General features: G+C 69.1%; 9 protein-coding genes. All 9 read left to right on the top strand.

The genetic code is table 11. The features are described 5' to 3' along the window. The first annotated feature begins 3 nt into the window (after positions 1–3). A complete protein-coding gene (gene ruvB, locus A605_RS08180) occupies positions 4–1,077 on the top strand; it encodes a Holliday junction branch migration DNA helicase RuvB (protein WP_015401037.1) in 1,074 nt (357 codons plus the stop codon). Positions 1,078–1,164: 87 nt separating this feature from the next. Continuing rightward, positions 1,165–1,590: a preprotein translocase subunit YajC gene (yajC, locus tag A605_RS15030; protein ID WP_015401036.1), complete on the top strand. Its 426-nt coding sequence runs from the start codon at positions 1,165–1,167 to the stop codon at positions 1,588–1,590. A 236-nt stretch (positions 1,591–1,826) separates the two neighbouring features. Beyond that, positions 1,827–3,725 carry a protein translocase subunit SecD gene (secD, locus tag A605_RS08170; RefSeq protein ID WP_149029402.1) on the top strand — a complete coding sequence of 633 codons (1,899 nt, stop codon included), beginning with the start codon at positions 1,827–1,829 and terminating at the stop codon, positions 3,723–3,725. Between the two features lies 1 nt (position 3,726). Further along, a complete protein-coding gene (gene secF / locus A605_RS08165; protein WP_015401034.1) occupies positions 3,727–4,914 on the top strand; it encodes a protein translocase subunit SecF in 1,188 nt (395 codons plus the stop codon). Positions 4,915–5,077: 163 nt separating this feature from the next. Further along, positions 5,078–6,805 carry an ABC transporter substrate-binding protein gene (locus tag A605_RS08160; RefSeq protein ID WP_015401033.1) on the top strand — a complete coding sequence of 576 codons (1,728 nt, stop codon included), beginning with the start codon at positions 5,078–5,080 and terminating at the stop codon, positions 6,803–6,805. Further along, positions 6,774–7,349, top strand: a complete 576-nt coding sequence (locus tag A605_RS08155; RefSeq protein WP_015401032.1) for an adenine phosphoribosyltransferase — start codon at positions 6,774–6,776, stop codon at positions 7,347–7,349. Before A605_RS08160 ends, A605_RS08155 begins: the two co-directional genes overlap by 32 nt. Positions 7,350–7,361: 12 nt before the next feature. Next, a complete protein-coding gene (locus tag A605_RS08150; protein ID WP_015401031.1) occupies positions 7,362–9,659 on the top strand; it encodes a RelA/SpoT family protein in 2,298 nt (765 codons plus the stop codon). A 10-nt stretch (positions 9,660–9,669) separates the two neighbouring features. Further along, positions 9,670–11,535 (top strand): alpha/beta hydrolase family protein, encoded by a 1,866-nt coding sequence (locus A605_RS08145; protein WP_015401030.1) that lies wholly within the window; start codon positions 9,670–9,672, stop codon positions 11,533–11,535. Between the two features lie 227 nt (positions 11,536–11,762). Continuing rightward, the gene (locus A605_RS08140; RefSeq protein ID WP_015401029.1) at positions 11,763–13,838 is read left to right on the top strand and encodes a bifunctional metallophosphatase/5'-nucleotidase; all 2,076 of its coding nucleotides are present in this window, start codon (positions 11,763–11,765) and stop codon (positions 13,836–13,838) included. Positions 13,839–13,897 lie beyond the last annotated feature (59 nt).

Here is a 13,897-nt window from a genome sequence, read left to right as displayed (position 1 = left end):
CCGATGTCGGATATCGAACGCACCGAGTTCCAGTTGCCGGAGGACCTGCCGCTCACCCGCGCGCCGGAGGCCCCCGTCGACGCCCACCAGCACCCCGGTGAACAGGACGCCGAGACCTCCCTGCGCCCGCGCAGCCTGCAGGAGTTCATCGGCCAGCCGAAGGTCCGCGACCAGCTCTCGCTGGTGCTCACCGGAGCGAGGAAGAGGGGAGTGGTGCCCGACCACGTCCTGCTCTCCGGCCCGCCCGGCCTGGGCAAGACCACCATGGCCATGATCATCGCCCAGGAATTGGGCACCAGCCTGCGCATGACCTCCGGTCCCGCCCTCGAGCGGGCCGGTGACCTGGCGGCCATGCTGTCGAACCTCATGGAGGGCGACGTCCTCTTCATCGACGAGATCCACCGCATCGCCCGCCCGGCCGAGGAGATGCTCTACATGGCGATGGAGGACTTCCGCATCGACGTCATCGTCGGCAAGGGGCCGGGCGCGACCTCCATCCCGCTCGAGATCCCGCCGTTCACACTGGTCGGGGCCACCACCCGCTCCGGCATGCTCACCGGGCCGCTGCGCGACCGCTTCGGGTTCACCGCCCAGATGGAGTTCTACGGCAGCGACGACCTGACCCGCGTGGTCACCCGTGCGGCCGCCATCCTGGACGTGCCCATCGACGTGGACGCGGCCGTCGAGATCGCCTCCCGCTCCCGCGGTACACCGCGTATCGCCAACCGGCTGCTGCGCCGCGTGCGGGACTTCGCCGAGGTCAACTCCGACGGCCACATCGATCTCGCCGCCGCCCAGGGTGCGCTCGCGATATTCGACGTCGACGAGCTCGGGCTCGACCGCCTCGACCGGGCTGTGTTGGAGGCGCTGATCAAGGGGCACGGCGGCGGTCCCGTGGGCGTGGGATCGCTGGCGATCGCCGTCGGCGAGGAGTCCGCGACCGTCGAGGAGGTCTGTGAGCCCTACCTCGTCCGCGCCGGCCTGGTGGCCCGCACCGGTCGTGGCCGCGTGGCCACGGCCGCGGCCTGGCACCACCTGGGCCTGACCCCGCCGGAGGGGACGCTCGGACTGTTCTGACGTCCCGGTTAACCTGCTGCGATCCGACGGGACAGCGGCGGCGCGGGATTGGTGGGCCCCGTCCCCGGTCTGGCACACTGGTGCACCATGGACCTTATTCTCATCCTCATTCTTCTCGCGGTGTTCCTGCTCCCGTCCTTCTTCATGATGCGCAACCAGCGCAAGCGGCAGGCAGAGATCCAGACCCTGCAGAACTCCCTCAACATCGGTGACCGCGTGGTCACCGCCGCCGGCCTGCACGGTACCGTCGCCGGCATCCGGGAGACCGAGGTCGATCTGGAGCTGAGCCCCGGCGTCGAGGTGACGATGGAGAAGATGGCCGTCGTGCGTCACGCCACCCCGGCCGGCGAGGTGCCCGGCGCCCCCGGCCAGCTCGGCCAGTCCGGTCAGCCCGGGGAGGCCCAGCCCGGTATGTACCCCGACCGCTACAACGACGGTCACCCGGAGAACCCGCAGAACCCGGGCAACCCGGACGAGCGCGGCGACTACGGCCACCCGGAGAACCCGCGCTAACCCGACCCTGACCACCCCTGGCCCGCCGCCCCGCCGGTGTCGCAGCGCGGGGCGCGCCGCGCCGTCGGGGGAGGCATGACGTAGCATGGTCGGTTGTGCACTCGCCCCCTGCGGGCGGGCAACATCGTCGAACCGCACGTCGCCCGGGCGTCGATCCGCGCGGCGACCCCCACCCCGTGCCGCCGGTCCCGTGGACCGTTCCGGCCGGGGGTATTTGTCCCAGAGGAGAAACCTCATTGTCCGCTTCACCCAGACGCCCCGCTAACGGGGGTGGCCGGAAGACGTGGCCGAAGCGCGCGCTGGCACTGTTCGTGCTCATCGTCGCCGTGGTCTACGCCCTCGTTTTCTTCACCGGCGACCGTTCCGTGACGCCCAAACTCGGCATCGAGCTGCAGGGCGGCACCCGAGTGACACTCGTCCCGCAGGGTCAGGAACCGACCCCCGAACAGCTGTCCCAGGCCCGCGTGATCCTGGAGAACCGTGTCAACGGCATGGGCGTCTCCGGCGCCAGCGTCGTCACCGACGGCAACACGCTCGTGATCACCGTTCCCGGGGAGGACACCTCCCAGGCGCGGGCCGTCGGCCAGACCTCTCAGCTGCTGTTCCGCCCCGTGGCCACCCCGGCCAGCCCGGACATGGCGCGGCTGCCGGAGACGCTCGGTGAGATAGCCAACAACTGGGTCGAATACGGGGTGATCACCCCGGAGCAGGCGGAGAGCTCCATCACCACCGTCATCGACGCCCTCAACAGTCAGCAGCCGGAGGGCGCCGCCGAAGTCGAGGCCCCGGCCGTCGACGCCACCCCGCTGCCGGAACCGGCGAACTCCCTCGAGGCCGCCGACCGCCGCCAGGCGACGACCGAGATGCTGCGCGAGGACCGCCAGTCCGAGGATCCGACCGTGCAGGCCGCGGCCAGCGCACTGATGCAGTGCACCGGGGAGACGGATCCGCTCGCCGGCTCCGACGACCCGGCACTGCCGCTGGTGACCTGCGAGCCGTCCACCGGCCAGGTCTACATCCTCGACCCGGCCCCGCTGCTGTCGGGCGTGGAGGACCCCGAGGGCCCCCGCCTGACGGGCAATGAGATCGACACCGACCGCCCGATCACCGGTGGCTTCAACGCACAGAGCGGCCAGATGGAGATCAGCTTCGCCTTCAAGACCGACGGCGAGGTCAACGGCTCTGAGACCTGGGCGAACCTGACCCAGCAGTACCTGCAGCGCCAGATCGCCATCACCCTGGACTCCCAGATCATCTCCGCCCCGGTCATCCAGTCGGTCACCCCGGTCGGCTCGGCGACCTCCATCACCGGACAGTTCACGCAGGAGGAGGCTCAGGAGCTGGCCAACAACCTCCGCTACGGCGCGCTGCCGCTGTCGTTCGCGGGTGAGGACGGCGAGCCGGGCGGCACCGCCGAGTCGGTGCCGCCGTCCCTGGGCGCTGCCTCCCTGCAGGCCGGCCTGATCGCCGGCGTCGTCGGCCTGATCCTGATCGCGATCTTCGTGTTCGCCTACTACCGGATCTTCGGCTTCATCTCCCTGATCACACTGACCACCGGTGGTCTCCTGACCTACGGTCTGCTCGTCCTCCTGGGCCGCTGGATCGGCTACTCCCTGGACCTGTCGGGCGTGGCCGGTCTGATCATCGGTATCGGCGCCGCGGCCGACTCCTTCGTCGTGCTCTACGAGCGCATCAAGGACGAGGTCCGCGAGGGCCGCACCTTCCGGTCCGCCGCCCACCGCGGCTGGGACCGCGCCAAGCGCACCATCGTCACCGGCAACATGGTCACCCTCATCGGCGCCGTGGTCATCTACCTCCTGGCCGTCGGTGAGGTGCGGGGCTTCGCCTTCACCCTCGGCCTGACCACCGTCTTCGACCTGGTGGTCACCTTCCTGGTCACCGCGCCGCTGATGCTGCTGGCCTCCCGCCACCCCTTCTTCGCCAGGCCGTCGGTCAACGGTATGGGCAAGGTCTTCGAGCTCGCGGCCGAGAAGCGCGCCGAGCGCGGGGGAGGGGACGCCGCCCCGGCCCGGGAGCCGGTCACCGTGGGCGCCTCCGCTGCGACGGATTCCGACGCCCCACGGGGCGGGGCCCCCGCGCAGGGCTCCGCCACCGAGAACAGCGAGGAGAAATAGCATGAGCACCACCGCCACGTCCCGAAAGCACGGCGTGTTCAGCCGCCTCTACACCGGTGAAGGCGGCGTCGACTTCATCGGCCGCTCCCGTCTGTGGTACTGGATCACCGCCGCCCTCCTCGTCATCAGCATCGGGGCCATCGGCATCCGGGGTTTCGACCTGAGCATCGACTTCGAGGGCGGCACCAAGATGAACATGCCGGCCGGCGATCTCGTCGCCGAGGAGGTCGAGGAGACCTTCGTCGAGGCCACCGGCGTGACCCCGGAACTGACGCAGATCGTCGGCGCCGGTGACAGCCGCACGCTCGAGATCAACTCCGAGCGGCTGGGCCAGGACCAGATCGAGTCCGCGCGCCTGGCCATCTATGAGGAGCACCAGCCACTCAACGCGCAGGGCGAACCCAGCCCCGACGCGATCGGCGACTCCACCGTCTCCGAGTCGTGGGGCTCGACGATCACTCAGCGCATGCTCATCGCGATGGCCGTGTTCCTCGTCCTCGCCTTCATCTACATCGCGCTCCGGCTGGAGCGGGAGATGGCCGCCGCGGCGATGCTCGGCCTGGCCGTCGACGGCGTCGTCATCGCCGGCATCTACGCCCTGATCGGCTTCGAGGTGTCCCCGGCCACCGTCATCGGCCTGCTCACCGTGCTGGCGTTCTCCATCTACGACACCGTCATCGTCTTCGACAAGGTGCGCGAGAACACCGCCGGCGTGCTCGACACCCGCCGCAGGACCTACGCGGAGGAGGCGAACCTGGCCGTCAACCAGACGATCATGCGCTCGATCTCCACCTCCGTCATCTCGGCCCTGCCGATCATCGCGCTGATGGTCGTCGCCGTGTGGCTGATGGGTGTGGGCACCCTGCGGGATCTGGCGCTCATCCAGTTCATCGGCGTGGTCGTGGGCGTGTTCTCCTCGATCTTCCTGGCCACCCCGATCCTGGTGACCCTCATGACCCGCCGGAAGGACGTCCGCGCGCACACCGCTGCCGTGGAGGCCCACCGACGCGGTGAGGAGATCACCGACGGCACCGAAGGCGACGGGACCGAGGGGTACGACGCCCGCCCCAAGCGCACCGTCGCCGCCCCCGGCCCGGCCCGGCCCGCCGACCCCCGCCCGGACTCCGGCACCGCGGGAACCGCGGACGGCCCGGGTGTCGGCGCGAGCTGGCGCCCGAACCGCCGCTGAGCCCGGTAGCGTCCCACCGACCCCGATCCCTGCCGTCCCCGCACCGCGGAACGGCGGGGATCGGGGTCGTTATTGGTTACACATCAGCAACCGTATACTGAGCGGGTCAGTCTCCCGCACCAGGAGTGCGGCGCAGGCAACCCAGTCACAAGGAGGGTGCACAGTGACATCCACGGCGTCCGGAATCCCGGGGATCGGCCCGGGCCGCCGTTCCCGGGGCCGACGCGACCACGGACACCATCACCGGCCCGGCCTCCGGGCCGGGCGCGCGGTCCTCGCGGTGCTCACGGCGCTGACGCTGATCACCCTCACCGCCTGTTCCACGGGGCCGGAGGAGCCGTCCGCGACGAAGACGGCGGAGCACTTCGGCTACCTGGTCAACGCCCCGCTGGAGACAGCCAACGCCGCCAGCAATCTCGGGGTGTCGACGAACGCCCAGCTGCTCTCCGGCCGCCTCTACCCGGCGGTGTTCGTGTCGGGGCCCGCGGGCCAGATGATCCCCAACACCGACCTGGTGCAGACCCAGGTCCTGCCCGGGGCCAACCGGCAGGTCATCTACACCTTGACCGAGCAGGCGCGCTACTCCGACGGCACGCCGATCACCTGCACGGACTTCCTGCTCCACTACAAGGCCGGGGTGATGGAGGACCTGTTCGGCTCGCACCTGCCCCTGACCCACCAGATCGAGCGGATGGACTGCCTGCCGGGGGACAAGCGCTTCACCGTCGTCTTCGAGGAGGGTGAGGGCGGCCGGTGGCGCCACCTCTTCGGCCCCGGCACGGTCCTGCCCTCGCACGTGATCGCGCGGCAGGTCGGACTGTCCGAGGAGGAGCTGGTCACCGCCCTCCAGAACGAGGACTACGCCACCCTCCAGGAGTTCGCCCCCATCTGGCGCGACGGTTTCTCCCTGCGGGAGTTCAACCCCGAGCTGCAGGTCTCCTCCGGGCCGTTCATCATCGACGGCGTCGGGGAGCACGGGGAGGTCTCCCTCGTGCGCAACGAGAACTACTTCGGCGACCAGGCAAACCTGCGACGGCTGGTGATGTGGCCGCGCGGGACAGACGCCGCCGAGCTGGCGGACGAGGGCACGCTGCGCGTGGCCGACGTGCCGGACGCCACGCCCGAGTGGGTCAACCGGGACGATCCCATGAACCCCTACGAGATCGAGAGCGGCGTCGGGGATCTCACCGACTTCCTGCTGCTCGGTGACGCCGGCGTGTTCAGCTACCCGGGGGCGCGGCAGGCCTTCGCCGCCTGCGTCGACCAGCAGGCGGTGGCGGCGGCGTCGTCACGGGTCTCCGGCGTCGAGGTGCCCGCGGTGGGGGTGCACTCCGTCACCCACGACGACCCGGTGCGCTACCAGCTGGCGGACATCACCGATCCACATCTGGCCGTCGACCTCGAGCGGGCCCGCGCGCTGGCCGGAACGACGGTGCGCATCGGCTACGTGGGGCCCAACGAACGCAAGGCCGCGATGGTCGAGGCGATCCGGGCCTCGTGCGAGCCGGCGGGCATCACCGTGGTCGACGCTTCCACCGAGGGCGACGCCCTGGGCGATCTCACCCGCGTGACGGTGGGACAGTGGGGCCAGCAGCAGGTCCAGCAGGGTCCGCTCGACGCCGTCCTGATGGCCGTGGACCCGATGGCGGAGGCGGACACCGCGTCCGCGCGGGCGACGACGGTCGAGGAGCTGCGGGCGACGGAGACCGAGCTGTGGGAGCGGGTCCCGTCGATCCCGTTGGCGGCCCAGCCCCGGACGTTCGTGATCGACCGTGAGGTGGGTAACGTAGTGGTGTACACGGGACTGGCCGGCATTGGCTGGAACATGGACCGATGGCAAGTGAGTAGTGAGGACAACGGTGCCGCAAGAGACCCAGAAGCGACTGAATAAGTACGGTGACGCCCGCGAGGCGCTCGCCGACAAGATCCGTTATGTGCGGGATTTCCCGGCGGACGGGGTGCTCTTCGAGGACCTGACGCCGGTGCTCGCCGACGCGGACGCTTTCCATATCGTCGTGGATGAGCTGTCGGAGGCGGCCGAGAAGCTGAGCGCCGACCTGATCGGGGGGCTCGATGCCCGCGGTTTCCTGTTGGGATCCGCGGTCGCGTACAACCTGGGTCTGGGCATCCTGGCGATCCGTAAGCGGGGCAAGCTCCCGCCGCCGGTGCACACCCAGGAGTACGCCCTCGAGTACGGCACCGCCGCACTGGAGATCCCGGCCGACGGCGCGCGCCTGGAGGGCAAGCGTGTCGTGCTGGTCGATGACGTCCTGGCCACCGGAGGCACTCTCGTGGCCGCCCGCAAACTCCTGGAATCCTGCGGAGCCGAGGTCGTCGGCAACGTGGTGGTCCTCGAGGTCGCCGAACTCGGCGGGCGTGAGCGGCTCACGGACGTGCCTCTGGTGGTGATCAACGAGCCTGCCCTGCAGGACTGAGCGAGGCGGACAATGACGCAGGAACGCCCCAGGACCCGGTCGACGGCCGGCATGCGCAGCATGTCGGCCCGGCTCGCGCGGTCGCTGACCGGCAGCCGGGCCAAGACGAACCCGGTGCTCGACCCGATGCTGTCGATCCACCGGCAGTTCCACCCCAAGACCGACATCGAGGTGCTCGGCCGCGCCTATGACACGGCCGAGCGGCTCCACGAGGGCGTCCTGCGCAAATCCGGTGATCCCTACATCACCCACCCGCTGGCGGTGGCGACGATCTGCGCCGAGATCGGCATGGACACCACGACGCTGGTGGCCGCGCTGCTGCACGACACCGTCGAGGACACCGACTACGGTCTGGAGCAGCTGACCGAGGAGTTCGGCGCGGAGGTCGCCCGGCTCGTCGACGGGGTGACCAAGCTCGACAAGGTGGCCCTCGGCGCCGCCGCGGAGGCGGAGACCATCCGCAAGATGATCGTCGCCATGGCGCAGGACCCGCGGGTGCTCGTCATCAAGGTGGCCGACCGCCTGCACAACATGCGCACCATGCGTTTCCTGCCGCCGGAGAAGCAGGCCAAGAAGGCCCGTCAGACCCTGGAGGTCATCGCCCCGCTGGCGCACCGCCTCGGCATGGCCAGCGTCAAGTGGGAGCTCGAGGACCTGTCCTTCGCGATCCTCTACCCGAAGAAGTACGACGAGATCGTCCGCCTGGTGGCCGACCGCGCGCCCTCGCGTGACCGGGCGCTCAAGGAGATCACCACCCAGGTCACCGCCGCGCTCAAGGAGAACAACATCACCGCCGAGGTGATGGGCCGGCCGAAGCACTACTGGTCGATCTACCAGAAGATGATCGTCCGCGGCCGCGACTTCGATGAGATCTTCGACCTGGTGGGCATCCGCATCCTCGTCGACAACGTCAACAACTGCTACGCCGCCATCGGTGTGGTCCACGCCCTGTACGCGGCGCTGCCCGGCCGTTTCAAGGACTACATCTCCTCCCCGCGGTTCGGGGTCTACCAGTCCCTGCACACCACGGTGATGGCCGGGGGCGGCAAGCCGCTCGAGGTGCAGGTGCGCACCCACGAGATGCACTACAACGCCGAGTTCGGCGTGGCCGCCCACTGGCGCTACAAGGAGACCAAGGGCAACCACAAGGGTGACCAGGCCGAGGTCGATCAGATGGCGTGGATGCGCCAGCTGCTCGACTGGCAGAAGGAGGCCGCGGACCCGAACGAGTTCCTCGACTCGCTGCGCTACGACCTGACGGCCAAGCAGATCTTCGTGTTCACGCCCAAGGGGGACGTGGTCAACCTGCCGGCCGAGTCCACGCCGGTGGACTTCGCCTACGCCGTGCACACCGAGGTCGGGCACCGCTGCATCGGCGCGAAGGTCAACGGCAAGCTCGTGGCGCTGGAGTCCAAGCTCAAGTCCGGTGACCGCGTGGAGGTCTTCACCTCCAAGGACCAGAACTCCGGTCCCTCGCGGGACTGGCAGGACTTCGTCGTCTCCCCGCGGGCCAAGGCCAAGATCCGGCAGTGGTTCGCCAAGGAGATGCGCGAGGAGCACCTGGAGGCCGGCCGTGACGCCCTGGCGGCCGAGGTTCAGCGCGGCGGGCTGCCGATGCACCGGCTGTTCACCGCCCAGTCCATGAAGACGGTGGCCACCCAGCTGCACTACCCGGACGTCGACGCCCTCTACACCGCCATCGGTGCGGGCAACGTCTCCGCCCAGCACGTCGCCCACCGGCTCATGGCCATCTTCGGCGACCAGGACGACGCCGTCGACGCCCTGGCCGCGCGCACCCCCATCTCGGAGATCATCAGCTCCCGGAAGAAGGTCGCCGCGGAGCTGGACTCCGGCAACGGCATCCTCGTCGAGGGCAGCCCCGACGTCATGGCGAAGCTGGCCAAGTGCTGCCAGCCGGTGCCCGGCGACGAGATCTTCGGTTTCGTCACCCGTGGCGGGGGAGTGTCCGTCCACCGCACCGACTGCACGAACGCGGAGAAGCTGCGCGGGGAGCCGGCGCGCATTATCGGGGTCGCCTGGGCCGCGGAGAATTCCGGCGCGACCGCCGGCGCATTCGCCGCGACCCTCCAGGTCGAGGCGCTCGACCGGGCGGGCCTGCTCTTCGAGCTGACCCGGGTGGTCCACGAGCAGAAGCTGTCGGTGATCGCGTTGAACTCGCACTCCTCCGACGACCACATCGCCACCGTGCGGTTCACCTTCTCGGTCTCGGACACCAAGCAGCTGGGCCAGCTGATGACCACCCTGCGCAACACCGAGGGCGTCTTCGACGTCTACCGGGTCACGGCCTGACGGCTGCGTCATGCGGCAGACCTACGCCCCCTCCCTGGCCCCGGACGGCTCGTCGATCGCCTATCTCGTCCGGGAGGGCGGCTACCCGTACGCCGTGCGCTGCACGCTCGACGCCGGGGGGCTGGGCGTCGAGCGGGAGGTGGGGCTGCCGGCCACCGGCACCGGCCCGGTCACCCGGGTGCTGCACTCGCCCGACGGGGAGTGGATCGCCTGCGAGGTCTCCCCGCGGGGTAGTGAGCGGCTGACCACCTGGATCGTCGCCACCGACGGTGCGTCCGGTACGGCACGCATGCTGCACACCTCCGACGACGTGAAGACCACGCTCGTCGAGTGGGACGGCAACCGGCTGGCCATGGACGCCGTCACCGCGGACGGAATCACCGAGGCGCGTTCCGTCGATCCGCGGTCGAGCACCTATCGGGTGCTCGACCGCCGCACCGATTCGCTGCTGGTCGCCGCCGAGGGCGGGCACGCGTTGATGCGGGTCGGCCCCCGCGGCAGCCGGGAACTGCTGCTGACCACCCCGGACGGGCGCTGGCTGCCGTTGCTGCCCCCGGACCCCGGCTCGATGACCGAGCGCGGGGTGATCCTGCCCGCGACCGGCGCCGGCGAGGACGAGCTGGCGGTCATCGTGTGCAGTGACCACGGCGGCGACCGGCAGCGCATCCTGCGCCTGGGCGTGACGGGCGAGCAGGTCACCGCCACGGAACTGATCGCCAGCCCCGAGGCGGACGTCGACGAGTTCGTGATCAGCGAGGACTGCACCACCGCCGCGGTGCTGTGGAACCAGGCCGGCGTCTCCGCCCTCGAGCTGCTCACGCTGGATGAGCACCAGGCGGTGCTGATGCGTCGGCCGGTCGAGCTGCCGGGCCTGGTCGCCTCCGATCTGACGATCACCGGTGACGGCCGACTGCTGGCCCTGACCGTGGAGGGACCGAACCTGCCGAGGAGCGTCGAGGTGATGTACACCGACATCGGACAGGTGGACTCGCTGGACCCGGAGCGCGCCGCCCGGCTGGCGGAACGCGCCCGCGCCAGCGACCTGCCGGAGTTGGTCCACTACACCGCCCGGGACGGCCTCGAGCTCTCCGGCTGGCTCTACCGCGGCTACGGGCCCACGGAGGGAGCGGAGGGGGCCGCGGATCCCCAGCCCGTGCACATCCACCTCCACGGCGGCCCCGAGGGCCAGTCGCGCCCGGTGGACCATGACATCCTCACCGCCCTGACCGACTCCGGGGTCACGGTGTTCACCCCGAATATCCGGGGCTCGAAGGGGCACGGCCGGGCGTTCCAGCACGCCGACGACCGCTACGGCCGACTGGCCGCGGTCAAGGACGTCGTGGACACCGCGCAGTTCCTCATCGACGCCGGGGTGGCCGATCCCGCGCGGATCTCGCTCGGCGGACGCAGCTACGGCGGCTACCTCGCGCTGCTGACCGGCTGTCTGTTCCCGGGGCTGTTCGCCGCGGTCGTCGACGCCTGCGGCATGACCAGCTTCGAGACCTACTTCGCGGGCACGGAGCCGTGGCTGGCCTCGGCGGCCTACCCGAAGTACGGCTACCCGCTCCACGACCGTGAACTGCTCAGGCAGATCTCCCCGCTGAATCTGGTGGAGCACCTCGATTCGCCGGTGCTGTTCATCCACGGCGACGGCGACACCAACGTGCCGCCCACCGAGTCCGGGCAGATGGCCGACGCGCTGCGGGCCAGGGGAGTGGAGCCCCGCGTGCTCATCGTGGAGGGCGAGGGCCACCAGTTCGTCAGGCCGGAGAGCCGGCGCACGATCGCGCGGACCATGCTGGAGTTCCTCGGGGAGCTGGGCATCGCGGACCGGTGCGACCTGTCGCGTTTCGACGACTCCGGGACGCGTGGCTGAGCGGACGCTGGCAGGGCGGGCCGGTCGGAGGGAAAGCGGCGGGAAATGAGGTTACCTTTCGGTGGCCCCGCTGAACCCGTGGGGTGCCGGAGGTGACGGCGGCATGAATTTTTGGGACCTCATTGGTGAAAGCTGCAGGTTACCTGAATTTCTGTCGAGAACTTTGTGGACATAACCGCTAAAAAGAGACGACCGTTATACGCTCGTCATCTTTCAGGAGTTTCCCCGTGACCAAGTTCCGCCGTATGGGCCGCCTCATCGCAGCCTCGACCACCACTGCCGTCGCCCTGTCCGTGGTGCCGTTCGCCGCAGCCCAGGAGAACACCGTCGAGTTCTCCGTCTCCAACATCACCGACTTCCACGGGCACCTGGAGCCGGCTTTCAGTGATCCGGTCGAGGAGGGCGACGAACTCGGTGCGGCCAACCTGGCCTCTCTGATCGAGTACGTCAACCGGGACGAGGAATACGTGATGACCACCTCGGGCGACAATGTCGGCGGCTCCGCCTTCGTGTCGGCCATCACCGACGATCAGTTCACGATCGACTTCCTCAACGCCATCGACGTTCAGGCATCCGCCGTCGGCAACCACGAGTTCGACCGGGGCATGGATGATCTGACCGGCCGCATTCAGCCGGAGTCTGATTTCCCGATCCTGGGGGCTAATGTCTACCGGGGCGAGGAGCGTGTCCTTGACGCCTCCCACGTCGTCGAACTCGAGTCGGGTGTCAGGGTCGGCTTCGTCGGCACCGTCACCCAGGCCACCGCCACCAAGGTGTCCCCGGCCGCGATCGAGGGCATCACCTTCACCGACCCAGTCGAGGCCACCAATGACGAGGCCACCCGCCTGAAGGAGTCCGGGGAGGCGGACGTCGTCATCGCCCTGATGCACGAGGACGCCTCGGCCTTCGCCGACGGCTTCAACGCCGACGTCGACGCCCTCTTCGGCGGCGACAGTCACCAGCGCTACGTCGATGAAATCGAGCGCGAGGGCGCACTGCCGCTCGCCTACGCCCAGGGGCATGAGTACGGCAAGGTCCTCAACGACATGGACTTCACCTTTGACCTGGACAGCGGTGAGCTTGTGAATATCGAGGTTGCCCAGTACGACGCCACTGACTTCGCGAGCCTGGCCCTGGAGCCCGACGCCGAGGTGGAGGCCACCGTCGCCGACGCCAAGGCACAGGCCGATGAGGCCGGTCAGGAGGTCGTCGCGGAAATCGAGCACTCCTTCACCCGCGGCTCGAACCCGGGGGCGGATTCCGGCTCCAACCGTGGTGTCGAGTCCACCCTGAACAACCTGATCGCCGAGGCCACCCGCGCATCCATGGAGAACTTCACCGGCAGGAACATGGATCTGGGCCTGATGAACGCCGGTGGTGTCCGTGACGATCTGGCGGCCGGTGAGATCACTTACCAGGAAGCCTTCAATGTCCAGCCCTTCGGCAATGACGTGGCTTACGCCACGATGACGGGCCAGGCGATCATCAATGCCCTGGAGAACCAGTGGGTCGGTTCCGAGGATCACGCCCGTCTGGCGCTGGGCGTCTCCGACAACTTCAGCTACACCTACGATCCGACCGCGCCGCAGGGTGAACGCGTCATCGGTGCGATGATCAACGGCGAGCCGCTGGATCCGGACACTGAGTACACCGTTGCAGCCTCCACCTTCCTCTTTGAGGGCGGCGACGCCCTCATCGGCCCAGCCGAAGTCCAGAATCTGGTTAACGCAGGAGTCGTTGATGTCCAGGCTTTCATCGATTACCTCGAGTCCAACCCGGACGTGACCCCCCGCAGCGGACAGGCCGACGTCGGTGTCTCCGTTGAGGGAGATCTTGTCGCGGGCGAGACCGTCACCGTGCACCTGTCGTCCCTGAACTACTCCTCCGAGGGCGAGCCGATGGCCGACGAGGTCACCGTCCAGCTGGGCTCTGCGTCCGTGAACGCTCCGATCGACACCTCCACCACTGAAGCGGACGCCGGCTTCGGCGAGTTCGGTCGTGCCACCGTCGAGCTGACCATCCCCGAGGACTACACCGGTGAGCCGCTGATCATCACCACTGACACCGGTACCGACGTCGTCGCCCCGCTCGAGGCGGCCGAGCTTCCTGATGATGGCGACAACGGTGCAGACAACGGCTCCTCCGCTCCGAGCCTCTCCTCCGAGGAGCCTGCCGCCGGCTTCCTCGGCCTGATCACCGGCGCTCTCGCCGGCCTGGCTGCGGCGCTGGGCATTGTGCAGTTCTTCGTCCCGAACGTCCTCGGTGACATCCAGACTCAGATCAACGCCCTGATCGGTCGCTAACCGCGTCTTTCGGAATGGGGGCCTGACACGTCCATCATTGACAAGGCCGGGTGTCTCCC

This window comes from Corynebacterium halotolerans YIM 70093 = DSM 44683 (assembly GCF_000341345.1).
Classification (GTDB): domain Bacteria; phylum Actinomycetota; class Actinomycetes; order Mycobacteriales; family Mycobacteriaceae; genus Corynebacterium; species Corynebacterium halotolerans.
Note: the sequence above shows the minus strand (reverse complement) of the source record. Positions and strands in the feature narration are given on the sequence as shown.

Excerpts from the sequence above, each read along its gene's own strand:
- A605_RS08150 (WP_015401031.1), top strand. The coding sequence starts at position 7,362 with ATGACGCAGGAACGCCCCAGGACCCGGTCGACGGCCGGCATGCGCAGC.
- A605_RS08145 (WP_015401030.1), top strand. The coding sequence starts at position 9,670 with ATGCGGCAGACCTACGCCCCCTCCCTGGCCCCGGACGGCTCGTCGATC.
- ruvB (WP_015401037.1), top strand. The coding sequence starts at position 4 with ATGTCGGATATCGAACGCACCGAGTTCCAGTTGCCGGAGGACCTGCCG.
- secF (WP_015401034.1), top strand. The coding sequence starts at position 3,727 with ATGAGCACCACCGCCACGTCCCGAAAGCACGGCGTGTTCAGCCGCCTC.
- yajC (WP_015401036.1), top strand. The coding sequence starts at position 1,165 with ATGGACCTTATTCTCATCCTCATTCTTCTCGCGGTGTTCCTGCTCCCG.